22 protein-coding genes are annotated in these 24,499 nt (G+C 51.6%); 13 read left to right on the top strand and 9 right to left on the bottom strand.

The genetic code is table 11. From position 1 onward, the window contains the following. Positions 1–257 precede the first annotated feature (257 nt). Positions 258–1,355, top strand: coding sequence for a murein transglycosylase A (gene mltA / locus OGX91_RS16685; protein WP_003034021.1), 1,098 nt, complete (start codon positions 258–260; stop codon positions 1,353–1,355). 108 nt (positions 1,356–1,463) lie between these two features. Further along, entirely contained in the window at positions 1,464–2,270 is an 807-nt protein-coding gene (gene tcdA, locus OGX91_RS16680; protein ID WP_005121979.1) for a tRNA cyclic N6-threonylcarbamoyladenosine(37) synthase TcdA, read from the top strand. Between the two features lie 77 nt (positions 2,271–2,347). Here tcdA and csdE read toward each other — a convergent pair whose 3' ends face one another. After that, positions 2,348–2,794 carry a cysteine desulfurase sulfur acceptor subunit CsdE gene (csdE, locus tag OGX91_RS16675; RefSeq protein ID WP_155021768.1) on the bottom strand — a complete coding sequence of 149 codons (447 nt, stop codon included), beginning with the start codon at positions 2,792–2,794 and terminating at the stop codon, positions 2,348–2,350. Then, the gene (gene csdA, locus OGX91_RS16670) at positions 2,794–3,999 is read right to left on the bottom strand and encodes a cysteine desulfurase CsdA (RefSeq protein ID WP_040232184.1); all 1,206 of its coding nucleotides are present in this window, start codon (positions 3,997–3,999) and stop codon (positions 2,794–2,796) included. The genes csdE and csdA overlap by 1 nt, the downstream gene beginning before the upstream one ends. A gap of 192 nt (positions 4,000–4,191) precedes the next feature. Between csdA and OGX91_RS16665 the strand changes: the two genes are divergently transcribed. The 4 genes from OGX91_RS16665 (at position 4,192) to rlmM (ending at position 7,206) form a co-directional block, all read left to right on the top strand. Continuing rightward, positions 4,192–4,419 (top strand): YgdI/YgdR family lipoprotein, encoded by a 228-nt coding sequence (locus OGX91_RS16665; protein ID WP_005130971.1) that lies wholly within the window; start codon positions 4,192–4,194, stop codon positions 4,417–4,419. A gap of 362 nt (positions 4,420–4,781) precedes the next feature. After that, positions 4,782–5,699: a glycine cleavage system transcriptional regulator GcvA gene (gcvA, locus tag OGX91_RS16660; protein ID WP_005130970.1), complete on the top strand. Its 918-nt coding sequence runs from the start codon at positions 4,782–4,784 to the stop codon at positions 5,697–5,699. A gap of 18 nt (positions 5,700–5,717) precedes the next feature. After that, positions 5,718–6,113, top strand: coding sequence for a DUF423 domain-containing protein (locus OGX91_RS16655; RefSeq protein ID WP_182289930.1), 396 nt, complete (start codon positions 5,718–5,720; stop codon positions 6,111–6,113). Beyond that, a complete protein-coding gene (rlmM, locus tag OGX91_RS16650) occupies positions 6,106–7,206 on the top strand; it encodes a 23S rRNA (cytidine(2498)-2'-O)-methyltransferase RlmM (protein WP_048213093.1) in 1,101 nt (366 codons plus the stop codon). Before OGX91_RS16655 ends, rlmM begins: the two co-directional genes overlap by 8 nt. A gap of 31 nt (positions 7,207–7,237) precedes the next feature. On the opposite strand, the gene fucR is transcribed toward rlmM, so the two are convergent. The 4 genes from fucR to fucI form a co-directional block, all read right to left on the bottom strand. Next, positions 7,238–7,966, bottom strand: a complete 729-nt coding sequence (fucR, locus tag OGX91_RS16645) for an L-fucose operon activator (protein ID WP_005130967.1) — start codon at positions 7,964–7,966, stop codon at positions 7,238–7,240. 58 nt (positions 7,967–8,024) lie between these two features. Next, complete coding sequence (gene fucU / locus OGX91_RS16640; protein WP_005130966.1) at positions 8,025–8,447, bottom strand: L-fucose mutarotase; 423 nt, start codon at positions 8,445–8,447, stop codon at positions 8,025–8,027. 1 nt (position 8,448) lies between these two features. Further along, the gene (fucK, locus tag OGX91_RS16635; RefSeq protein WP_149692199.1) at positions 8,449–9,867 is read right to left on the bottom strand and encodes an L-fuculokinase; all 1,419 of its coding nucleotides are present in this window, start codon (positions 9,865–9,867) and stop codon (positions 8,449–8,451) included. A 104-nt stretch (positions 9,868–9,971) separates the two neighbouring features. Beyond that, a complete protein-coding gene (gene fucI / locus OGX91_RS16630; RefSeq protein ID WP_155021770.1) occupies positions 9,972–11,747 on the bottom strand; it encodes an L-fucose isomerase in 1,776 nt (591 codons plus the stop codon). Between the two features lie 464 nt (positions 11,748–12,211). Between fucI and OGX91_RS16625 the strand changes: the two genes are divergently transcribed. The 7 genes from OGX91_RS16625 to fucO all read left to right on the top strand — a co-directional run bounded on the left by OGX91_RS16625 (position 12,212) and on the right by fucO (position 20,387). Continuing rightward, positions 12,212–13,711 (top strand): sugar ABC transporter ATP-binding protein, encoded by a 1,500-nt coding sequence (locus OGX91_RS16625; RefSeq protein WP_040232191.1) that lies wholly within the window; start codon positions 12,212–12,214, stop codon positions 13,709–13,711. 3 nt (positions 13,712–13,714) lie between these two features. Further along, positions 13,715–14,698: an ABC transporter permease gene (locus OGX91_RS16620; protein ID WP_003034055.1), complete on the top strand. Its 984-nt coding sequence runs from the start codon at positions 13,715–13,717 to the stop codon at positions 14,696–14,698. A gap of 73 nt (positions 14,699–14,771) precedes the next feature. Beyond that, complete coding sequence (locus OGX91_RS16615; protein WP_005130953.1) at positions 14,772–15,722, top strand: ABC transporter substrate-binding protein; 951 nt, start codon at positions 14,772–14,774, stop codon at positions 15,720–15,722. A 53-nt stretch (positions 15,723–15,775) separates the two neighbouring features. Then, entirely contained in the window at positions 15,776–17,356 is a 1,581-nt protein-coding gene (locus OGX91_RS16610) for an FGGY-family carbohydrate kinase (RefSeq protein WP_286626895.1), read from the top strand. 66 nt (positions 17,357–17,422) lie between these two features. Next, positions 17,423–18,421, top strand: a complete 999-nt coding sequence (locus OGX91_RS16605) for a LacI family DNA-binding transcriptional regulator (RefSeq protein ID WP_005130949.1) — start codon at positions 17,423–17,425, stop codon at positions 18,419–18,421. Between the two features lie 142 nt (positions 18,422–18,563). Continuing rightward, a complete protein-coding gene (gene fucA, locus OGX91_RS16600) occupies positions 18,564–19,211 on the top strand; it encodes an L-fuculose-phosphate aldolase (RefSeq protein WP_005130946.1) in 648 nt (215 codons plus the stop codon). A gap of 27 nt (positions 19,212–19,238) precedes the next feature. Next, the gene (fucO, locus tag OGX91_RS16595) at positions 19,239–20,387 is read left to right on the top strand and encodes a lactaldehyde reductase (protein ID WP_048213086.1); all 1,149 of its coding nucleotides are present in this window, start codon (positions 19,239–19,241) and stop codon (positions 20,385–20,387) included. A 76-nt stretch (positions 20,388–20,463) separates the two neighbouring features. Here the strand turns inward: fucO and xni are convergent, their stop codons facing one another. The 3 genes from xni to OGX91_RS16580 all read right to left on the bottom strand — a co-directional run bounded on the left by xni (position 20,464) and on the right by OGX91_RS16580 (position 24,100). After that, positions 20,464–21,219 carry a flap endonuclease Xni gene (gene xni / locus OGX91_RS16590; protein ID WP_149692201.1) on the bottom strand — a complete coding sequence of 252 codons (756 nt, stop codon included), beginning with the start codon at positions 21,217–21,219 and terminating at the stop codon, positions 20,464–20,466. 170 nt (positions 21,220–21,389) lie between these two features. Next, positions 21,390–22,757, bottom strand: coding sequence for an L-serine ammonia-lyase (locus tag OGX91_RS16585; protein ID WP_005130943.1), 1,368 nt, complete (start codon positions 22,755–22,757; stop codon positions 21,390–21,392). A 53-nt stretch (positions 22,758–22,810) separates the two neighbouring features. After that, positions 22,811–24,100 carry an HAAAP family serine/threonine permease gene (locus OGX91_RS16580; RefSeq protein WP_005130942.1) on the bottom strand — a complete coding sequence of 430 codons (1,290 nt, stop codon included), beginning with the start codon at positions 24,098–24,100 and terminating at the stop codon, positions 22,811–22,813. Positions 24,101–24,499 lie beyond the last annotated feature (399 nt).

The following is a 24,499-nucleotide window of genomic DNA, read 5'->3' as shown; positions in this document are numbered from 1 at the left end:
GACGACCTTCGGGTTATGAGCCCGACGAGCTACCAGGCTGCTCCACCCCGCGTCCGTGGATGCGCACTATACTCTGCTAACGATTTCATGCAACCCTTTTTTCACCTTGATCACGTTTTTAGGGTGAAAATGAACAAAAACAACGCACTCTGGATTGTTTTTTGCGCAAAATTTGCGTTCGGGTAGGTATACGCATTTCATTAGGTTCGGGGGTTTGTTATCTTCGTCTCGCATTCAGGCAACATAAGACGAGAACAATGAAAGGACGTTGGGCAAAATATCTTCTGGCGGGAGCAGTCGTCGCGATGCTCGCCGCGTGTTCCTCAAAACCCACCGATCGTGGGCAGCAGTATAAAGACGGGAAATTTACCCAGCCTTTCTCACTGGTGAACCAGCCTGATGCGGTTGGCGCACCAATCAATGCCGGTGATTTCGCCGAGCAGGTTAATCAAATTCGCAGCGCATCGCCACGTTTGTACGGTAACCAGAGCAACGTTTACAACGCTATCCAGCAGTGGTTACGAGCGGGTGGCGATACGCGCAGTATGCGCCAGTTTGGTATTGATGCCTGGCAAATGGAAGGGGCGGACAACTACGGTAACGTCCAGTTTACGGGCTACTACACGCCGGTTATCCAGGCGCGCCATACGCGTCAGGGCGAATTTCAGTACCCTATCTACCGCATGCCGCCAAAACGTGGGCGCTTACCAAGCCGTGCCGAGATTTATGCGGGCGCCCTGAGCGACAATTATATTCTGGCGTACAGCAACTCCCTAATGGATAACTTCATTATGGATGTTCAGGGCAGTGGTTACATCGATTTCGGCGATGGCAGTCCGCTGAACTTTTTTAGCTATTCCGGGAAAAACGGTCACGCCTATCGCAGCATCGGTAAGGTGCTTATCGACCGTGGTGAAGTGAAAAAAGAAGATATGTCGATGCAGGCCATTCGCCATTGGGGTGAAACGCACAGCGAAGCTGAAGTGCGTGAGCTTCTGGAGCAGAACCCATCGTTTGTCTTCTTTAAACCGCAATCTTTTGCGCCGGTCAAAGGGGCCAGCGCGGTACCGCTGATTGGTCGCGCATCCGTGGCTTCTGATCGCAGCATCATTCCTGCGGGCACAACGTTACTGGCGGAAGTTCCGCTGCTGGACAATAACGGGAAATTCACCGGTCAGTATGAATTACGTCTGATGGTGGCGTTGGATGTCGGCGGGGCGATAAAAGGACAGCACTTCGATATCTACCAGGGCATTGGAGCCGACGCTGGACACCGTGCGGGGTGGTATAATCACTACGGCCGCGTGTGGGTACTGAAAACCGCGCCGGGTGCGGGTAACGTGTTCAGCGGTTAATTTTCGGATGGCGGCTGCGCCTTATTAGGCCTGGTCCATAATGTAGGCCGGATAAGCGAAGCGCCATCCGGCAGCCATACTGCTCAGTATTAATGAATTTGAGGTGTTATGTCTGTGGTTATTAGCGATGCATGGCGTCAGCGTTTTGGCGGTACGGCGCGTCTGTATGGTGAAAATGCGCTGCAACTGTTTGCCCAATCGCACGTTTGCGTGGTCGGGATTGGCGGCGTGGGATCGTGGGCGGCGGAAGCACTGGCGCGCACTGGCATTGGTGCCATCACGCTCATCGATATGGATGATGTGTGCGTCACCAATACTAACCGCCAGATCCATGCTCTGCGCGATAACGTCGGTCTGGCAAAAGCTGAAGTGATGGCTGAACGTATCCGTCAGATTAACCCGGAGTGCCGGGTTAACGTGGTCGATGATTTTGTCACGCCGGATAACGTTGCTGAGTATATGAGTGTGGGTTATGCGTATGTCATTGATGCGATTGACAGCGTGCGCCCAAAAGCGGCGCTGATCGCTTACTGTCGGCGTAACAAAATTCCGCTGGTGACCACCGGTGGTGCGGGCGGGCAGATCGACCCGACGCAGATACAGGTCGTTGATTTGGCAAAAACCATCCAGGATCCGCTGGCGGCCAAGCTACGTGAGCGGCTGAAAAGTGATTTTGGGGTGGTGAAAAACAGCAAAGGCAAGTTGGGCGTGGACTGCGTGTTTTCGACCGAAGCGCTGGTGTACCCGCAGGCAGATGGCTCGGTATGTGCGATGAAAGCGACGGCGGAAGGGCCGAAGCGTATGGATTGCGCATCCGGGTTTGGCGCTGCCACCATGGTGACGGCGACCTTTGGTTTTGTTGCCGTCTCACACGCTTTGAAGAAGATGATGGCCAAAGCGGCGCGCCAGCATTGATTGTGTCGGATGGCGCTATGCTTATCCGACCTACGGTTTGTGCGGTGTTGTAGGCCGGATAAGACGCATCAGCGTCGTCATCCGGCTTTCTGAGCAGCCTCAAGAATCGCCTCGTTCAGAGCATGCAGCCCCTGGCTACGCGAGGCGCTGAGCTGCGTGCGTAAACCTAGCTCGTCAAATAATTCCATTGGCGAATGCGCCAGTAACTCGGCGGCCGTTTTACCTTCGACAGCCGTGAGTAATACGGCCAACAGTCCGCGCACAATGCGACCTTCGCTGTCGCCGAAGAAATGCAGAGTGCCATTCTCATGAAGGGTATGCCCCAGCCAGACGCGGTTTTCACATCCGGCAATCTCTTTTGCCTGCGCTTTCAGATCATCCGAAAGGGGCGGAAGTTGCTTACCCAGTAAAATAAGTTGACGATATTTATCTTCCCACTGGGTGAGTGGGATAAAGGTATCGCGTAACGTCTCTTCCGTTACGGTTGTGCCAAACGGGTGTCCGGCGAGCAGAGGGCTTGTCATTAATCCACCAATATTTCCAGCGCGCGGTCAACGGCAGTAACCAACGCATCCACATCACTTTGCGTATTATAAGGTGCAAATGAGGCGCGCAGCGTCCCGGAGACGCCCAGATCCGCCAGCAGCGGTTGTGCGCAGTGCTGCCCCGCTCGCAACGCAATGCCATATTCGGCCAGCAGCGTCACCATGTCGCTGTGGTGAACGCCTGCGAAATTAAAGGCTAACAGACTGGAGTCCTGGCAGCGGAAGGAACGAAAGCCGGGGCGTTTCGCCAACGCATCTTCTGCCAGCGTCGCCAGACCACGGCTCCAGTTTTCAGCCTGTGCAACATCAACCTCATCCAGCCATTCGAGCGCTGCGCTTAGTCCGATTACGCCAGCAACGTTAGGCGTACCGGCCTCAAGCTTCCATGGCGCAGCCTGGGTGGTGAAACCGTCAAAACTGACTTCACTAATCATCTTACCGCCGCCGAGCCAGGGGGACATGGCTTCCAGTAATTCAGGCTTACCGTACAGCACGCCAATGCCGGTGGGGCCATACAGCTTGTGGCCCGAGAACGCATAGAAATCAATATCTAACTGCTGAACGTCTGCGGGGAAATGTACAACACCCTGAGCGCCATCCACCATCACCACCATGCCTGCTGCATGAGCAAGCGTAATCGCGCGGGCTAAGTCAGGGCAGCCACCGGTGACGTTCGACATCTGACCGAGAGCCAGAACGCGACTGCGTGGGGTGATGAGATCCGCCAGGCGCTCAGTGTCAGGCAGCAAATGGGCATTGAGCGGAAGCTTGATGACTTTGGCCCCCGTTTGCTCCGCCACCATCAGCCAGGGAACCAGGTTGGCATGATGCTCCGCTACGCTGACGATAATCTCGTCGCCCGGTTGTAAGCGTGGACGCGCATAACTTTGGGCAACCATATTGATAGCTTCCGTCGTGCCACGGGTCCAGACGATTGTTTTGTCATCCGGCGCGTTAATCAGCCGTGCGACTTTTTCCCGCGCGGCTTCATAGCGCGCGGTCAGACGCTGGGCTTCAGCAAACTGGCTGCGATGGACGTTCCCGGCGCTCAGACTATAAAACTGATGGGTCGCCTCAATCACCGCCTGCGGCTTCAATGCCGTCGCGGCGCTGTCGAGATAGACACCTGCATCGTTGAGTGCGGGAAATTGTGCGCGAAACTGCGTGGGGTTAAAAGCGTTCATGGTATTCCTCAGTTCAGTAAACGGATCGTGGCGCAAAAAGGGCGCAGACACAAGGGTTGTGCTAACCATCGGAATCCTCTGGATATCCCGGCGAAGTCTGTGCAGTGTCTTATGCTAAATAGTGTTAGGCGAATAATTTTGCCTGTTATGGAATTCGTTTTATCTGGCATAAATTGCTGTGAGGAGAAGAAGATGAAAAAGACTACCGCCATAATCTCTGCCTGTATGCTGACTTTTGCCCTGAGCGCCTGTTCCGGTCCGAATTACGTGATGCACACCAACGATGGTAGGACAATCGTGTCTGACGGTAAGCCAAAGACCGATGATGATACGGGGATGATTTCGTATAAAGACGCTAACGGCAACAAACAGCAGATTAACCGTACCGATGTGAAAGAGATGGTAGAACTGGAGAAATAGCCGACCGTCATTGGCTGACACTCGGACAAAAAAAAGCACCGCAATTTGGCGGTGCTACATTAATCACTATGGACAGACAGGGTAAATGTACAGGAAGTGAAAAAGGGTAGCTTTGCTACCATGGTCTGAATCGCAGACCAATTGCAAACACAACAACACAACATCACAACCGTAAGCCAAAAGCCCACCAGAACACGCATTCCGATAAAACTTTTCGTTCCGGCTTCAGGAAGTGCCGCCACTATAGGTATTTGCTGGTAGAACCTCAACGGACAATTTATAATGGCTCAGATTAAAAAAACTAATAGGTTACAGCCTGTTAGGTAATTGTTAAATTCATTTAACATCAAAGCCTAAAAGTCATGTCAAAACGATTACCACCCTTAAATGCGTTACGTGTTTTTGATGCTGCCGCGCGCCATTTAAGCTTTACGCGCGCAGCAGAAGAACTTTTTGTGACGCAGGCCGCAGTAAGTCACCAAATCAAGTCACTTGAGGATTTTTTGGGGCTGAAGCTGTTTCGTCGGCGCAATCGATCGCTGTTGTTGACGGAAGAAGGTCAAAGCTATTTCCTCGACATCAAAGAGATTTTTTCGCAATTAACCGATGCGACGCGTAAACTTCAGGCACGCAGTGCAAAAGGCGCGCTTACCGTCAGTTTATTGCCCAGTTTTGCGATTCAATGGCTGGTGCCCAGACTCTCTAGCTTTAACTCAGCTTATCCGGGAATCGATGTCAGGATCCAGGCGGTTGACCGTCAGGAAGACAAACTGGCTGATGATGTTGATGTGGCGATTTTCTACGGGCGCGGCAACTGGCCGGGTCTGCGCGTTGAAAAATTGTACGCAGAATATTTATTGCCGGTTTGCTCGCCGCTATTACTTACCGGCGATAAACCGCTGAAGACGCCTGAGGATCTGGCAAAACATACGTTATTGCACGATGCGTCACGGCGTGACTGGCAAGCTTATACACGCCAGCTCGGGCTGAATCATATTAACGTACAGCAGGGACCTATCTTCAGCCATAGCGCCATGGTGCTACAGGCTGCTATCCATGGACAGGGCGTTGCGTTGGCCAATAACGTTATGGCGCAGTCCGAAATTGAAGCCGGACGTCTGGTTTGCCCATTTAATGATGTTCTGGTCAGCAAAAACGCATTTTATCTGGTTTGTCATGACAGTCAGGCAGAACTGGGTAAAATAGCCGCCTTCCGTCAGTGGATACTGGCGAAAGCGGCCACGGAACAAGAAAAATTCCGCTTTCGTTATGAACAATAATTTACGTAGGGTATTAACATGACCAGCCGTTTTATGCTGATTTTTGCCGCCATCAGTGGCTTTATCTTTGTAGCTCTGGGAGCCTTTGGGGCACATGTTCTGAGTAAAACCCTCGGCGTTGTTGAAATGGGGTGGATCCAGACTGGCCTTGAGTATCAGGCATTTCATACGCTGGCTATTTTTGGTCTGGCCGTCGCCATGCAGCGACGTATTAGTATTTGGTTTTACTGGAGTAGCGTGTTTCTGGCATTAGGGACCGTGCTGTTTAGCGGCAGTCTGTATTGCCTCGCGCTTTCTCATTTACGCCTGTGGGCGTTTGTTACCCCTGTCGGTGGTTTTAGCTTCCTTGTAGGCTGGGCACTGATGTTAGTGGGCGCTATTCGATTGAAACGTAAGGGCATAAGCCATGAATAAGGTTGTATTGTTGTGTCGCCCGGGTTTTGAAAAAGAGTGCGCCGCAGAAATTACGGATAAAGCAGGGCGTCGCGAAATCTTTGGTTTCGCCCGCGTCAAAGAAAATGCGGGTTATGTCATCTTTGAATGCTATCAGCAGGAAGATGCGGAAAAGCTAGTTAAAGAGTTGCCGTTCAGCTCGCTGATTTTTGCTCGCCAAATGTTTGTTGTCGGCGAGCTACTGCAATATTTGCCGCCGGAAGACCGCATCACACCGATCGTCGGTATGCTGCAGGGCGTGGTGGAGAAAGGCGGTGATTTGCGTGTCGAAGTTGCCGACACCAATGAAAGCAAAGAACTGGTTAAATTTTGCCGCAAGTTTACCGTACCGCTGCGCGCCGCGCTGCGTGAAGCGGGTGTGCTGGCAAAACATGAAACGCCAAAACGTCCGGTAGTGCACGTCTTCTTTATTGCACCTGGCTGTTGCTACACCGGCTACTCCTGGCCTGATAATAACTCGCCGTTCTATATGGGGATTCCGCGACTGAAATTCCCGGCTGATGCGCCGAGCCGTTCAACGCTGAAGCTGGAAGAGGCGCTGCATGTGTTTATTCCTGCCGATGAGTGGGATGAGCGTCTGGCCAATGGAATGTATGCCGTTGATTTAGGAGCATGTCCTGGCGGCTGGACCTACCAACTGGTTAAACGCAATATGTGGGTGTACTCGGTGGATAATGGTCCGATGGCGCAAAGCCTGATGGATACCGGGCAGGTTACCTGGCTGCGGGAAGATGGATTTAAGTATCGCCCGAATCGTAACAACATCTCGTGGATGGTCTGCGATATGGTGGAGAAACCGGCCAAAGTTGCTGCGCTGATGGCGCAATGGCTGGTGAACGGCTGGTGCCGCGAGACGATTTTTAACCTTAAGCTGCCGATGAAAAAGCGCTACGAGGAAGTGTCGCAAAACCTGGCTTATATTCAGGCACAGCTCGATGAGCATGGCGTGAATGCGCAGATTCAGGCGCGTCAGCTTTATCACGACCGTGAAGAAGTCACCGTGCACGTGCGTCGTCTGTGGGCTGCCGTCGGTGGTCGTCGCGACGAACGATAATACTTATATGCCGGATGGTGGCGTGAACGCCTCATCCGGCGTGGGTTGCTTCAATCATTTCTGTATCTGAAATAATATGCGTTACATTTTCCAGATGCCCAATCTGCGCCTCACCCGAGCGATTAAATTTACTCTTATCAATCAATAATAATGACTGCGCCGCACGCTTAAGCAGAATGGATTTAAAATCGGCGTTGGTAGCATTTGAATCCCAGAGTGTACCGCCGCGGTCGATCCCCTCGCAGGAAAAGATGAACAGGTCGATATCAAGTGACTTTAGCTGTGAGATGAGCGATGGATTAACGTAGCAACCGTATTTACGCTCAAGTCGACCACCGGAACTGATCAACTGAATATTTTCACGTTTTCCCAATTCGAGGCAAATCGGTTGGCTATTCGTAAATACGTGAATGTTAATGTCTGGCAACAGGCGAGCCAGGTACCAGCAAGTAGAACTGGCATCCAGCGCGATCACCATGCCTTCCTCTATCCACGTTAACGCGTCTCTGGCGATATCTGCTTTGTGGGAATAATGGCTTTTCAGTCTGATATGAAACGGCTCGCCGCAGTCCTGATTTACCCGATGTATCACTTTGGCGCGCCCGTGATTACGCAGTACCTTACCCTGCGCCTGCAGTTGCGTAAGATCGCGACGGATAGTTTCTTTACTGACATTGAGCTGTAAGGATAAGGTTTCAGTTGTCAGACTTTTATAGTTGCTCAACAGATCCAGGATTGCTTGCAGGCGTGCTGCTTTCATGTTTTCTCACCCCATCATGCGATGAATGCCCGTACCTGCCGGGCATTCAGGTAAGAGATTATGGTGTTACCCCTTTTTTTAACAGGATATTTCCGTACTTTGCCCGCTCCCCTGTTATAACGATTGCGAATACTTTTTGTGCGCGTTCATAAAATGCATAACGGTCAATGCGCGTGATGTCCGGGCAAGGTGTTTGTAATGACAGTGCTTGCCGATATCGCGCTTCTACGTCGAGGTCGAGCGAGTCTCCTTCGACGGCGGCCATCATCACCAGTGGTGGGGCGTAACTGTCCAGTTCAAACAGCGGAATAATCGCCCGCAACAGGTCGCTGACCTGCAGACCATCGGCCCGGATAACCTGCGGGCCCATACTGTGGGCCGGAAAGTGGGCGTCGGAAAAGATAATCTCATCACCGTGACCCATTTCAGCCAGCACCTTTAACAGATCTGGGGAAATTAAGGGGGAAATCGTTTTGAGCATGTCACTCGACTCCTGTGAATACGGGTTCCGTTTGTGGATAGAAGTAACGATATTGATAGTCCACCTGCGCGCGAGCCAGCTCCGGAGAGGCAAATTCGCCAATACCGGACCAGGCAAACATCGCTGCACCGGCAACCGTCGTTTCGGCATCATCCAGCACTTTGATGGGAATACCCAGAACGTTCGCTTTTATCTGATTCCACAGTGCATTACGACTTCCTCCTCCAACCAGAAGTAGCTCTGTCGCGTTGAAATGACCGATGGTTTCTAGTGTGTGTAGATTGTGCTGCAGCTGGGCTGTCAATCCTTCCAGCGCCGCGCGGTAGAAGTGTCCACGGGTACTGTTGAGTGTGACACCCTGCCAGCCGGCACGTGGGCTGGCGAGCAGATCGCAGTGCATGATTATCCCTTCAGCGCCCGCCGGGATGGCTTGTGCTTCATCAATGAGCGTTTGCCAGGGGGTGTCGGGTGTCCACAGCAACTTGCGTACCCACTCAAGCACGCCGGATGCCAGCCACTGCATACCGGGGTTATAGAGACCCGGCTGGCTGTCCAGTTCACAGGTAGAACCCACATAGTCGCTGAGTAAGGCAGTATTGACCTGTGCGCTGCGTACCATCAGTATTTCCCATGTACCGGAAGAGAGCACGGGTTCATCTGGCTGCGCGCCTGCGCCAAAGAGCGCAAACTGCGTGTCGTGGCCGGCAGAGATAACCGGAATGCCCGCTGTGAGCCCAAGTTGCTTTGCCGCGTCATTTTTCAACGTTCCGATCTGCTCTCCCGCTTCAACTAAACGTGGAAACAGTCGGCGTGGTATCCCGGTTGCCTGCAAAATATCAACACTGAAATCTCGCTGATGAATATCCAGCATCTGACTGGTACCGGCCATGGTGATATCTGTGGTGAACTCACCGGTGAGGCGATGGTTGAGCAGTGATGAAATAAATAGCCAGGCGTGTGCCTGTTCCAGCAATTGCGGGTGATTCTCTTTAAGCCATACCAGCTTGTACAGCGTATTGAAGCTGAACGCGCCGACGCCGGATATATCCTGCAATTGCCGAGGTGATATCCGTTGGCTGATAGAAGCCATGACGGCGGCAGTACGTGGACATTTCCAACTGATAACCGGATAAAGCAGTTTGCCATACGCATCAACCAGCGCGCCATCAACGCCAAATGTGGTGACCGTTATCCCTCGAATGTTACAGGCGGTCAGTTCCGTTGTGAGTCGTTGGCAGCAATCGGCAAAGCGTTGCACAATGGCGTCGAGGGACCACTGATGCCAGCCAGCGTTCTCTATGGCGATGTCACTGGCGTTCGGGGTCGCTGCGCGGGCGACAATCTTTCCCTGGCGGTCAACGGCGATTGCCCGCACGTTAGTCGCGCCACAGTCGAGAACCAGGATGACTTCATTCTTCATAATCTCTCCCGAGACGTTGCCGGATGGCGGCGTAAACGCCTTATCCGGCCTACACGTTGTGCACCCGTAGGCCCGGTAAGCTTGCGCCACCGGGCAGAGTCGCATTAACGTTTATACAGTGGGCCGTAGTTTTGGCAGGCGCGATAATCCTGGCCCTCGCTGTCCATACCGTGGGCAGCCCATGCGGAAGGGCGATAGATCTTCTCTTCTTCCACGTTGTGCATACACACCGGGATACGTAGCATGGCAGCAAGGGTGATAAAGTCCGCGCCGACGTGACCAATCGTCAGCACACCGTGGTTGGCACCCCAGTTAGCCATTACGGAATAGACATCGCTGAACGGACCTTTGCCGGTTAAACGCGGGGCAAACCAGGTTGTTGGCCAGGTAGAGTTGGTGCGAGCATCAAGCTGAGCATGTACCTCTTTCGGTAATTCCACACTCCAGCCTTCCGCAATTTGTAGCACTGGGCCCAGGCCTTTGATGATATTGATGCGGGTCATGGTGAACGGTACGCCACCTTCGGTAAGAAAACGGGAAGAGTAGCCGCCCCCGCGGAAGTATTCGTGAATTGCGGGACACCATTCGGTTGCCGCCAGGCAATCATCCGCTTCTTTCTGCGAGATTTCCCAGTGCGGCTTCATGGTGGGGTTCCCTTCGCCGTCGCGCTGTTTGCAGGAACCATCCAGTGCCGCAGAGCCGGAGTTAATCAGGTGAATAATGCCGTGCTCCGCAAGACCGGTCAGCGGTTTACCTGTGACGCGTTCTACTGCTTCCGGTGACCAGTAGGTCCGTACATCAGCAAAGACCTGCGCCGTGCCGGTGAGTTGGTGACCAAACAACATTACGACACCGTTCAGGCTGTCGTTCTCGGTAGCGACGACATACGGTTCGCGCACGCCATTCCAGTCAAATGAGCTATTCAGCAACGCTTCGGCGGTGTCGCCGTTTGGATATTGATCCGTCCAGTGGCGCTGGCCCTGGAAACCGGCGGCAATCGCGTTGTACCCCATCGACTCTTCAACCCGGCCTTTCTCTGCCAGTTTCTGGTTACCCTGCATCATGTCGCGGATGCACATGGCCATCAGCAGGCTCTCTTTCAGCACTGCACGGCTCTGTTCTTCATTTCGCTTATACTGTTGCGCGTTCTGATCCTCGCCATAACGGAAATGTTTATCCGCCCACGCCAGGGCAATTTCCAGCTCCGCTTCGTCATAGATTTTCTGGTCAATGCGACGACGCAATTCGGTCATATCAACAGGTTGAACCTTCATTCCCAGCCAGGATTCAAAGAAGTTATGGTCGACAATAGAGCCTGCAATTCCCATTGAAACGCCGCCGATGGACAGATAGCTTTTACCTTTCATGCTGGCAACGGCTAAACCTGCCCGAGTGAAACGCAGCAGTTTTTCTTCAACATCGGCAGGGATAGTGGTATCACCGGCATCCTGCACGTCATGACCGTAAATAGAGAAGGCGGGAAGCCCTTTTTGATTATGTGCAGCCAGTGCGGCAGCCAGATACACGGCACCTGGACGCTCCGTCCCGTTGAAACCCCAGATGGCTTTCGGGCGCATCGGATCCATGTCGATAGTTTCGCTGCCGTAGCACCAACACGGCGTGACGGTAATTGTCACGCCGACGTTCAGGCTACTGAATTTTTCTTCACAGGCGGCAGATTCAGCCAATCCGGCAATACAGGTGTCTGCGATAACGCACTCGATCTGTGCCCCGCAGGCATGACGAAGTTTCTCGGAAATCAGTGCGGCAGTGGCTTTTGCCATGTTCATGGTTTGTTCTTCGAGCGACTCGCGTACACCCATACGACGCCCATCAATCACCGGACGAATACCGATTTTCGGTAAACTATTTTTTTTCATTCGAGGTTCCTCATCTCACTTTATGCCGTGCTGCAAAAGCGGATGTCGGACACCACTGTCGCAGTTGGCTGAATTACCCATTTTTGCTAACTCGAGTTAGCTTAGGTATTAGAGAGTTTTTTGCACAACTTTTTTGTTATGGAACTGTGAGAAGCCTCACGAGAAGTGGTTAAAATTCGATCTGCGTCAAATAAACAAATACAGGATTTTTAATTAAATTCTTTTTAAATTAATAAGATAAAATAAATTGTCTGTCCAGTGTCACAATTTTAAACCAAATGATTTGGCTATTTTTGGCAGCTAAAATAGCTTTAAAAGGCAATCGCTAACTCGAGTTAGCATTGTTGATAAAACGCATATGATCTTGTAGGCACATTCGCATTAACGGTGACGATGGCTTCCTGGCAACGCTGTTTTTCGCCTGATTCACTGATTACAGTTTCTGTATATTGAGGAAAGCAGCAATGTCTGAAACATTTTTACAGATGAGTCATATTACGAAACGCTTTCCCGGCGTATTAGCGTTGAGTAATGTGGATTTTACTTTACGCAAAGGTGAGGTTCATGCGCTGTTGGGGGAGAATGGCGCGGGAAAGTCTACCCTGATGAAAATTTTATCCGGTGTATATCAACCTGATGAAGGGGATATTATTTTTGAGGGCCAACCCGTTTCGTTTGCAAACCCATTGAGCGCACAAAGCGTAGGTATCACCATTATTCATCAGGAGTTTAACCTTTTTCCTGAACTGACGGTCGAAGACAATATATTTATTGGCAGGGAGTTTTGCAAAAATAATCGCTGGCGTCTGGATGAGAAACAACAGCGGCAGGCTGCTATCGATATTTTGCAAAAATTAAACCTGAATATCTCCCCAGACACGCTGGTTGCCGATCTTACTGTTGCTCAGCAACAAATGGTTGAGATTGCGAAAGCGATATCGGTGAATGCCAAGATTCTTATTATGGATGAGCCAACGGCGGCGTTGACGGAAACCGAAATTGACAGTTTATTCCGGGTTACACGTTTACTTAAAGAACAGGGAACGGGCATCGTTTATATCTCGCACCGACTGGAGGAGTTGGCGCTGATCGCCGACCGCGCTACCGTCATGCGGGATGGACAGTTTATTGCCACAGTGGATTATGACTCGGTCAAAATCAGCGACCTGATTGCCATGATGGTTGGGCGTGACCTTGGCAATATCTATCCCCGCCGGGAGCCGCAACTCCAGCGTAAACCAGTGCTGGAAGTCAGTGGCCTGACGCGCAAAGGCGTACTGAACAATATCGATTTTACCTTGCATCAGGGGGAAATCTTAGGTTTTGCCGGGCTGATGGGGGCCGGGAGAACAGAGCTGGCACGGGCTATCTTTGGTGCCGATCCCATCGACAGCGGAACCATCAAGTTGAACGGTAAAGAGACGGTAATCAAGGATATTCCTGATGCCATCCAGCAGGGTATTAGCTACTTAACCGAGGACAGAAAAAAAGAGGGGCTGGCATTAGGGTTGTCCGTTGAACGCAATATTATGCTAGGAAATTACCCCGAATATTCCAACCGATATGGCAACGTGGATAGTAAACGCTGTCAGCAAACCAGCGAAGAGCAGGTGAAAGCACTGCGTATTAAGACGCCGCATCTTGAACAGGCTGCGTTGAATTTAAGTGGCGGTAATCAGCAAAAAATTATTATTGCCAGATGGGTATGCAAAGACACCGACATTCTCATCTTTGATGAACCTACCCGCGGTATTGATGTGGGAGCCAAACTTGAAATTTATGAATTAATGAATCGACTGGTGGCAAAAGGGAAATCAATCATCATGATTTCCTCTGAATTACCGGAAGTGCTGGGTATGTGCGATCGCATTTTAGTTATGCGTAATGGGCGTATTACCGGAGAGTTAGCTTCTGATGACGCCACACAAGAAAAAATCATGCAATATGCGACGTTAGAGGACTAATTTATGACTATCTCTGTAACCTCTTCAGACAGCAATAATAAGAAAATAAAAATTAACAAAGAGCTTTTAATGCGCCTGGCGCCGCTTTTGAGTCTGATTATTCTGGTGATATTTTTTAGTTTTGGATCACCTTTCTTCTTTAACACTGAAAACATTATGACAATTGCCCTGCAAACCTCGGTGATTGGCATCATGGCGATTGGCGTTACCTTCGTCATTATCACTTCAGGAATCGACCTTTCTCTTGGCTCGGTAGTGGCCTTTTCTGGTGTTGCGGTAGGTATCAGCGCCACGCTGGGATTACCTCTGCCCGTATGTATTTTGGCGGGTGTGCTGGCGGGTGGATTATGCGGCTATATCAATGGGTTGCTGGTCACTAAAATGACTATTCCGCCCTTTATTGCCACCCTGGGTCTGATGATGTCCGTCAGAGGCATCAATATGGTAATGACTGACGGCCGGGCAATTTACTTTGCTGATTATCCCACCTTCAAGATGCTGGCACAGGGACGCTTGTTCGATGTGCTGCCTTACCCCGTTTTCTACCTCGTGGTTGTCGCACTGATCGCCGCATATATCCTCAAGAAAACGGTGATTGGTCGCTATGTCTATGCCGTGGGCAGTAATGAGGTTGCTGCGCATCTTTCCGGGATTAAAGTCCAGCGCGTGAAAATTTTCGTCTACGCATTTTGTGGTCTGCTGACCGGGATTGCCGGGGTCATTCTGGCCTCTCGTTTGAACTCGGGCCAGCCAACCGTCGGCGTGGGCTATGAACTGGAAGCCATTGCAGCGGTGGTCATTGGCGGTACCAGCCTGATGGGGGGGATTGGCACTATTGGCGGCACCATTATCGGCGCATTCATTATGAGCGTGTTGAAAAATGGTCTGAACCTGATGGGCGTCTCGCAGTTCTGGCAAATGGTGGCCATGGGCGTCGTCGTTATCGCCGCGGTTTATCTCGATACTTTACGCAAAAAAATTCGTTGATTTACGCACCCGGAAGTCACGGGACAACATAACCCTGACGTTTAGGGTGACTCACTCAGAACGGAGTAAAACAATGAGAACCAGGAATTTTGTCTATGCGTTATCCCTGCTGGCCTGCATGACATCCAGCGCACTGGCTAAAGATATGAACCTTCCTGTGGTCAGTAAAGGCTTCCAGCATGAATTCTGGCAGACCGTAAAAATGGGTACTGAAGCGGCAGCGAAAGAGTTGGGCGATAAGACCAGCTATGTTGGGCCTGCCGATGAAACTCAGATTGCCGAGCAGATTCAGTTGGTTGAAAACGCAATGGCGCAAAAACCTAATGGATTGCTGTTGGCGGCATTGGACGCCAATGCGCTTGCGCCATTAGTGGAAACAGCGAATTCACGCGGCATCAAGGTGGTGACGTTTGACTCAGGCGTAAATTCTGACATTCCAGTCAGCTTTGTGGCAACGAATAACCGTAAAGCAGGGGCTGAAGCGGCAGATGCTCTCGCTGCACAAGTGGGTAGCAAAGGGAAAGTCGGCATTATTGCGCACGTGGCGGGGACCTCCTCAGCGATTGAGCGTTCGGAAGGGTTTATTGCCCGCATGAAGGAAAAATATCCGGATATCAAAGTATTGCCGGTTCAGTACAGTGATGGTGATCCGCAAAAAGCGATGGATAAAACCATCGATATGATCCAGGCCAACCCCGATATTGCGGGGATTTATGGCACTAATGAAGGTTCAACGCTGGGCGTAGCAAACGCTATTGATAGTCAGAACCTGAAAGGCAAAGTGAAGGTGATTGGTTTTGATAGCACTGAGGCAATCATTGCCTTCCTGAAGTCTGGGGTTATTCAGGGCTTTGTCGTGCAGGACGCTTATCAGATTGGCTATCAGGGCATCAAGACGCTGAATGCAGCGGTATCGGGTCAGTCTGTGCCGAAAGAAATTGATATTCCGGTGAAGTTTGTCAGTGCGCAGAACATTGATACACCGGAAATCGACAAGCTGTTGCACCCATTCGGTAAAAAATAAGACCGCGGGGACGGTACATTCGCCCCATTATTAGCCAGCGTCAGGGAGCTACTATGAGCAGTGGATATTTCCTCGGAGTGGATGTCGGTTCTGCCAGTGTCAGGGCTGGTGTTTTTGATGCCAGTGGCAAACGGCTGGCTTTTGCGACATTCCCTATCTCGCAGTTTCGACCAGGCCCCGAGCGGGTAGAGCAGTCATCTGCCGAAATCTGGCAGCAGGTTTGCCATGCCGTGAAGGAGGCTGTGTCGTCAGCCGGGGTTGGCGTTGAGGAGATCCGCTCGTTGGGGTTTGATGCCACCTGTTCGTTAGTGGCTCTGGATGAACAGGGGCAGGGTCTGGCGGTTTCACCTGGTGAACCGTCAGACCACAACATCATCATGTGGATGGATCATCGTGCGGTGCAGGAGACACTGCGTATCAACGCTACGCAGGATCCGGCGTTGCGTTATGTCGGTGGTGAAGTCAGTGTCGAAATGGAACTACCCAAAGTGTTGTGGCTAAAAAACCATTTCCCCGCGACCTGGCAGAGTGCACACCGCTTCTACGACCTGGCGGATTTTTTGGTCTGGAAAGCCACCGCTTGTGATGTTGCTGGTCTGTGTACTTTAACCTGTAAATGGAACTATCTGGCACATGAGCAACGCTTTAGCCACTCCCTGCTGGATGCGGTTGAATTAACTGATTTACTGAACAAAATTCCGTCGCGGATCCTGCCCCCAGGCGCGGCCGTTGGGACGCTCAGCCCCGATGCGGCACAGGCGCTGGGACTGACGACAGCGGTGGTAGTTGCCAGTGGCATGATTGATGCGCATGCGGGTGGTGTGGCGCTTGCCGGTGTCGAGCCTGCGGGAACATTGGCGTTGATCAGCGGAACATCAAATTGCCATATGTTGTGCAGCGAGCAGGAGATTCATACACCGGGTGTATGGGGGCCGTACTGGTCTGCCATGCTGCCTGGCTACTGGCTGACGGAAGGGGGACAAAGCGCGGCTGGGGCGCTGGTTGACTGGACGCTTCAGGAGTCAGGTGCCAGCGCTGAGTTGTATCACCAGGCTGAGGCGCGGGGTTGTCATCCGATAGCGTTAGTTAATGAATGGGTGGCTGCATTGGAAGCGCAGGAGTCAGAGCCTGGTCGTTATCTGCATGTCCTGGCCGATCATCATGGTAACCGTTCCCCGCGTGCGCGACCCGATGCCCGGGGCAGCGTTTGTGGTTTGACGCTTGAACGAGGTGAGAAGCAGATTGCTCGTCTGTATCTGGCGACATTACAGGCGATTGCCTGCGGTACCCGACACATTATGGAAGTGATGCGCGACAACGGTCATACCATTTCTCGACTGACGCTGTGCGGCGGTGCAACACATAATCCACTGTGGTTGCGAGAGTATGCAGACGCCACCGGATGCGATATTCATCTTATGCAGGAAGAAGATGCGGTGACGTTAGGTGCGGCTATCACCGGTGCGGTAGCCTGCGGGGTGTGGGCAGATGTTCCCTCCGCCTGCCGGGCGATGGTTCGTCCAGGCGGGGTGATTAAAGCGAATCCGGCACGACAGGACTTCTATGACCGTAAATACCAGGCATATCTGATGATGTGGGATCAACAGCAAGCGCTTAACCAGGTTATGCAGTAAGACAAAAGTTTAAAATACTTTTATGATTGAGAATTGACGTTTTTGGATGTGAACTGGGACATATAAATGGCTAAAACAGTAGAACAGATAGCCAGCGATCTGAATTTATCGGTGACGACCGTGCGACTGGTGCTGAACGGGAAGGCTGAGCAATATCGTATCAGTGTCAAAACCCAAACGCGTATTAATGAATACGTTGAACGGTATGGTTATGTCATAAACCATTCAGCCCGCAGCCTGAAACTGAATAAAACAGATACGTTGGGGCTGATTGTACCCAATATATCTAACGTCTTTTTTGCCACACTGGCCGAGAAACTTGAACAACGTTGCCGTCGTTCTGGATATCAATTAACGATTAGTTGTACCTACGATGATGTTGATTATGAAAACAAATTAACGAAAGCGTTAATAGCTCGTAATGTTGACGGTCTTTTTATTGTTCCCTCAACATTAGAGAATCAGCAACACCATTTGCGTCAGGTCAGAAAACCGATGGTGCTACTCGACAGGGATTTTAAGTATACCGATAACGCGCTGGTTGAAAGTCATAACATTTTAGGCGGTGAAAAGCTGACGCAAAGTTTGTTTGATGCAGGCAAATCTCCGATCTGGTTTTTAGTCGGGGATACCGGATTGCCCAGTATTGGCGATCGTTTAAAAGGTTATCTTAACGCATTGAACAATAATGGGATTTCTCATCGTGACTGGGTGCGTGAAGGTCCGGATAATACGCCGGAGGGTGGTTATCGGTTGATGGATAAATTGATCAACGAACAGGGCTGTCCGCAGGCGTTTATTGCCTCATCATTACCTGTGCTGGAAGGTGCCGTTGTTGCTATTCGCAATCGTTTTGGTGTGATCCCACCGGATATTAATATCGGGACATTTGATGAACATCCCATGCTGGGATTCCTCGCGAATAATGTCTGGTCAATGCAGCAGGATGAAAATGTCTGGGCGGAAAAAGCCTTCGCTATGATGATGAGTGCTATTGATGACCAGCCAATTAAAGAAACTGTAAAAGTTGAGATGAAACTAATTAAGCGTGTAAGACAACAATAATTCGTCGCACTAACTAAATCGGCCAACTGAATCTGAATAAATATGTTCAGTGGCTGCTCATACCTGAAACCTGACCCGTCTTACTCTGCGGCTGCATTTTTTCGCAATAAAGACGAGGGGCAACTGTACCCGGAGAATCATTATGGAAAGAATGCGTTTATCACGTGAAATCATCGAAACCTGCCTTGAAATGACCCGGCTTGGGTTGAATCAGGGGACTGCAGGAAATGTAAGTGCGCGCTATGAAAATGGAATGCTGATCACACCCAGCGGTATCCCTTACGAAAGACTCACTGAAAACATGATCGTGTTCGTAGATAACGACGGCAAATATGATAAAGGACAATTACCTTCCAGTGAATGGCGTTTTCACCTGGCGGCTTATCAGACGCGCCCGGATGCCAATGCAGTCGTTCATAACCATGCGATTCATTGCACCGCCGTGTCGATTCTGAACCGTCCTATTCCGGCAATCCATTACATGATTGCCGCGGCTGGGGGGAACTCTATCCCGTGTGCGCCGTATGCGACGTTTGGTACACGAGAGCTGTCAGAGCATGTGAGCGTCGCGTTGAAAAGCCGTAAGGCAACGTTGTTGCAGCACCACGGGTTGATTGCCTGTGAAGCGAATCTGGAAAAAGCACTATGGCTGGCGCATGAAGTAGAAGTCCTGGCCCGCCTTTATCTGAGCACCCTGGCGATTGTCGACCCGGTGCCAGTGCTGGATGACGAAGAGATCGCCATTGTGCTGGAGAAATTCAAATCTTACGGATTACGAATTGAAGAGTAATTTCGCATAGCGAAAAGGAGAAATACGATGGCGAACAGAATGATTCTGAATGAAACGGCATGGTTTGGCCGGGGTGCTGTTGGGGCATTAACGGATGAGGTTATCCGTCGGGGTTATCGCAAGGCTTTGATTGTCACCGATGCAAACCTGGTACAGTGCGGCGTTGTCGATAAGGTGACATCCCGTATGGATGCCGCCGGTTTGCCGTGGGAAATCTATTCCGGCGTGATCCCAAATCCTACAATTGCAGTGGTGAAGGAGGGATTGGGAGTCTTTCAGCAAAGTGGTGCTGATTATCTGATAGCTATAGGCGGCGGCTCCCCACAGGATACCTGCAAAGCGATTGGCATTATCCACAATAACCCTGAGTTTGCCGATGTACGCAGCCTTGAAGGGTTATCGCCAACACGTGCTGCGAGCGTACCGGTGATGGCTATCCCTACGACGGCAGGGACGGCGGCGGAAGTGACCATTAACTACGTGATCACGGACGAAGAAAATCGGCGTAAATTTGTCTGCGTCGATCCGCATGACATCCCGCAGGTGGCGTTTATTGATGCCGATATGATGGACGGTATGCCTGCCGCGTTAAAAGCGGCGACCGGGGTCGATGCGTTGACCCATGCTATTGAAGGTTATATTACGCGGGCGGCGTGGGCACTCACTGACGCGTTGCACATCAAAGCCATTGAGATCATTGCCGGGGCGCTGCGCGGCTCTGTTAATGGTGACAGCCAGTCCGGTGAGGCAATGGCGCTTGGTCAGTACGTTGCCGGGATGGGATTTTCAAACGTCGGTCTGGGACTCGTGCATGGGATGGCGCACCCGCTAGGGGCCTTTTATAACACTCCGCACGGCGTCGCCAATGCCATTTTGTTACCGCACGTGATGCACTACAACGCCGAATACACCGGAGAGAAATTCCGCGATATCGCCCGGGTTATGGGGGTGAAAGTGGAAGGTTTGACGCTGGAAGAGGCGCGTAAGGCCGCGGTAGATGCTGTGTTTGCGCTTAACCGCGATGTGGGGATCCCGCCGCACTTACGTGATGTGGGGGTACGTAAGGAAGATATTCCTGCGCTGGCGCAGGCGGCATTTGACGATGTTTGCACTGGCGGTAATCCGCGTGAAGCAAGCATTGCCGATATTGTCGAGCTGTACCACACCGCCTGGTAATCACCTGGCGTTTATCCGGCCTACAGGAGGGTACGATGCGTAGGCCGGATAGGCGCAGCGCCATCCGGCAATAAGACTACCGTGCCAGCCGAAGCTGCTGGAGATTTCCGTCAATATGTAAGTCCGTTTGCAGCCGCGCGATATCACGGCACAGAAACGCCATCTCTTTATGTATTTCGAGTTTCTTACGCCACTTTTCCGGCACATCTTCCAGATGTGCGTAAATCCCTTCCAGATGCTGAAACTGCACGAGTAGCTGTGTTGCGCTCTTGGGACCAATACCTGCAACGCCCGGCACTTTTGAGCTGCTGATCCCGGCCAGTCCCCAATAATCTGGCAACTGCTGAGGCATTACGCCAAATTCTTTCTCAATGAACGGCGCGTCCAGCCAGCGCTTCTGGAAATAGTCGCGAATGCGTAATGTTGGGGAGAGCAGTTGGCAATAACCTTTATCTGTCGAAACGATGGTGGCCTGATGTCCCGCCTGGATGACTTTCACCGCCAGCGTTGCGGCTAAATCATCGGCTTCATTCCCGCTCGAGACCCAACAACAGACGCCGTGTTGTTCAAAAGCGGCGCGTAGGGCGGGCATTTCGTGATGCAATTCGTCGGGCATCGGTGGGCGACCTGCTTTGTAGTCAGGCAGCCGTTGGTGACGCCAACCGCTGTTACGTGCCTCATCATCGAATACCGCCACGGCGTGCGTGGGTTGGCTGTGAACAATCAGCTGATCGAGTGCGTGCTGGCATGTCTCAACGCAGGGCGACCCCTGGACGGCGTGAATGCGACGAATGAGATTGAGTGCATCGACAATGAGCAGATGGACGGCCACGGTGTTCTCCCTGATAAATCAGGCTGTAGGGTAACATTCACAGTGGGGGGAGGCGAGCATTGCGAAATAGCGCTATCCGTAGGTCTGATAAGCGAAGCGCCATCAGGCAATAAAAGCCGGATGGCAGCGAGCGCCTTATCCGGCCTACAGATCCTAAAATGTGCTGAGAATTAATCGCAGGTAACGATCTTCATCGCCAGACCGCCACGCGAGGTTTCGCGGTATTTGGCGTTCATATCTTTACCTGTCTCGTACATGGTCTCGATGACTTTATCGAGGCATACACGAGGCTCGCTGGTACGGCGCAGCGCCATACGAGCAGCGTTAACCGCTTTCACCGATGCAATAGCGTTACGCTCAATGCACGGAACCTGAACTTGTCCGGCAACTGGATCGCAGGTCAGACCCAGGTTGTGTTCCATACCGATTTCTGCGGCGATACATACCTGCGTCGGGCTACCGCCCAGCAGCTCTGCCAGACCCGCTGCCGCCATAGAACACGCCACGCCGACTTCACCCTGGCAGCCGACTTCAGCACCCGAAATTGAGGCATTCATCTTGTACAGGGAACCGATGGCGCTCGCGACCAGCATATAGCGTGCCAGTGAGTTAGCGTTCACTTCGCGGATAAACTTGTCATAGTACGCCAGCACTGCAGGAACAATCCCGCATGCGCCGTTCGTCGGGGCGGTAACTACACGTCCACCGGCAGCGTTCTCTTCGTTCACGGCCAGCGCAAACATGTTGATCCAGTCTACAACTGCCATCGGGTCAGTCGTGGTTTTGTCACTGCTAACCAGCATGCGACGCAGTGCTGCCGCACGACGCGGAACGCGCAGTTTGCCCGGCAATACACCTTCGGTGGTGATACCGCGTTCAATTCCACTACGCATCACTTCCCAGACGTTTGCAAAGTGCTGTTCCAGCTCTTCTTTGCTGTGCAGGGCTAGCTCGTTCTGCATCATCAGGCCGGAAAGTGACAGGCCGGTTTCCTGACAGTGTCGTTGCAAATCGGCTGCGGATTTATACGGATACGGCACGTTTACCGGATTGTTATTCGGTAAACCAAAGTGTTCTTCATCAACGATAAATCCACCGCCGATGGAATAGTACGTCTGGCTGTAAATGGCTTTTTCGCCCGCCAGTGCGGTAATACGCATCCCGTTTTCGTGCAGGGACAGATTGTCCGTATGGAAATTCATGCACTTATCAACCGGGAATTCGACCTCATGTTGACCGTCCGCCAGCAGCAAACGCCCATGAGTATTCACATCCTGGATAAAGGCCGGGATAGCATCAATGTCTACGGTATCCGGCAGATTACCCGCCAGGCCCATAATAATCGCGATGTCGGTATGGTGACCTTTCCCGGTCAGGGACAGAGAGCCATAGACATCAACCACTACGCGTGTTACGTCAGTGAGAATTCCGCGTGCAATCAGGTCATCCGTGAATTGTTTGCCTGCTTTCATCGGGCCAACAGTATGGGAGCTGGAAGGGCCAATGCCGATTTTGAAAATATCGAATACGCTAATCATGAGGCGTCCATTGTGTATCGAGGTGCGCCGCCCCGAAGAGCGGCGCAAGGGAATTAACTGAACAGAGAGTAGAAAATAGCGGAGATAGCGATCAGGCCCATAATCACAACGAACACGTTGCTGATATGGCCGCTGTATTTACGCATTGCCGGTACTTTCTGAATCGCATACATCGGCATCAGGAACAGAATCATCGCGATGATCGGGCCACCCAGGGTTTCAATCATACCGAGGATGCTCGGGTTCAGCGTCGCCACAATCCAGGTGGTTACCAGCATGAACAGTGCAGTGATTTTGTTCAGTTTATTGATTTCGATGGACTTGCCTTTGCCACGCAGAGACTTAATTACCATACCGTTGAAACCTTCACGCGCGCCCAGGTAGTGGCCGAGGAAGGATTTGGTGATAGCAATAATCGCGATGATCGGTGCCATCCAGGCAATAATCGGTGCGTTAAAGTGGTTTGCCAGGTAAGACAGGATAGAGATGTTCTGCTCTTTCGCTGCAGCCAGATCTGCCGGAGTCAGGCTGAATACGCAGCTGAAGACGAAGAACATAACGGTCAGTACCATCATGATGTGAGCGAATGCCAGAATCTTGGAGCATTTCTTCTCTGCTTCATCACCGTACTCTTCACGCTTCGCCACGGCGAAGGAGGAGATGATCGGGGAGTGGTTGAAGGAGAACACCATAACCGGAATTGCCAGCCACAGGGTCAGCAGCAGGCCGTTGCCGGTGGTTGCCGCAGAATCAAAGGACAGGGTTTCCAGAATCGCACCGCTCCACTGAGGGATCAGGTACAGCGCCAGCAGCATCAGAGCCGCAACGAACGGGAATACCAGGATGCTCATCGCCTTCACGATCATCTGCTCGCCGAAACGCACGATGGTCATCATGCCAACAATCAGGATCAGAGACAGAATTGCGCGCGGCGGCGGCGTAATCGCCAGCTGGTGGGTCAGGAAGCTTTCAACGGTATTGGTGATTGCTACGCTGTAAACCAACAGAATCGGGTAGATAGCGAAGAAGTAGAGCAGGGTAATCAGTTTACCTGCGCCAACGCCAAAGTGCTCTTCTACAACTTCAGTGATGTCTTCACCCGGATTTTTACCGGACAACACGAAGCGGGTCAGACCACGGTGAGCAAAGAAGGTCATTGGGAAGGCAAGAATGGCCATGATGATCAGCGGGATCATCCCGCCAACGCCTGCGTTAATTGGCAGGAATAATACACCTGCGCCAATCGCCGTGCCGTAAAGGCCCAGCATCCACATGGTGTCTGTCTTGCGCCATGCGCTGCGGGTCTGGCCCGTAACGATAGTGCTGGTTTGCGTGTTTTCCATCTGTTTCTCCTGGAGGAAGCTTAAAAAGTCGGGTTTGGGTTCAATCCAATGAAAAAATACCCGACTGTAAAACGAAATTCGTTTAGCGATTTTTATATAATTTTTCGCCGTAATAATTTTCGGGCGGAAAGATACATTTAAGTAATGAATGTATCAGTGATCGCGATCTCAAATGCAATAATCCACCTTTTATGTGGATAAATTTGGACCATTAATCTGTTAAAAAATAGTCAAAGCGAATTTACGGGCGTGAAGGCTAACATTAACGACATATGGCATGAAAGGCAGGGCGCGAAGATACGAGGGTTGCGCTATAAAAACTGTTGTTTTTAGTGAATTCTGGTGACTAATTATAATTTGCGGTGATAAATCACGGTTTCCTTTGGAGGGTAATCGTTT

The organism is Citrobacter sp. Cpa228 (assembly GCF_030333085.1).
Taxonomy (GTDB): domain Bacteria; phylum Pseudomonadota; class Gammaproteobacteria; order Enterobacterales; family Enterobacteriaceae; genus Citrobacter; species Citrobacter pasteurii.
Note: the sequence above shows the minus strand (reverse complement) of the source record. Positions and strands in the feature narration are given on the sequence as shown.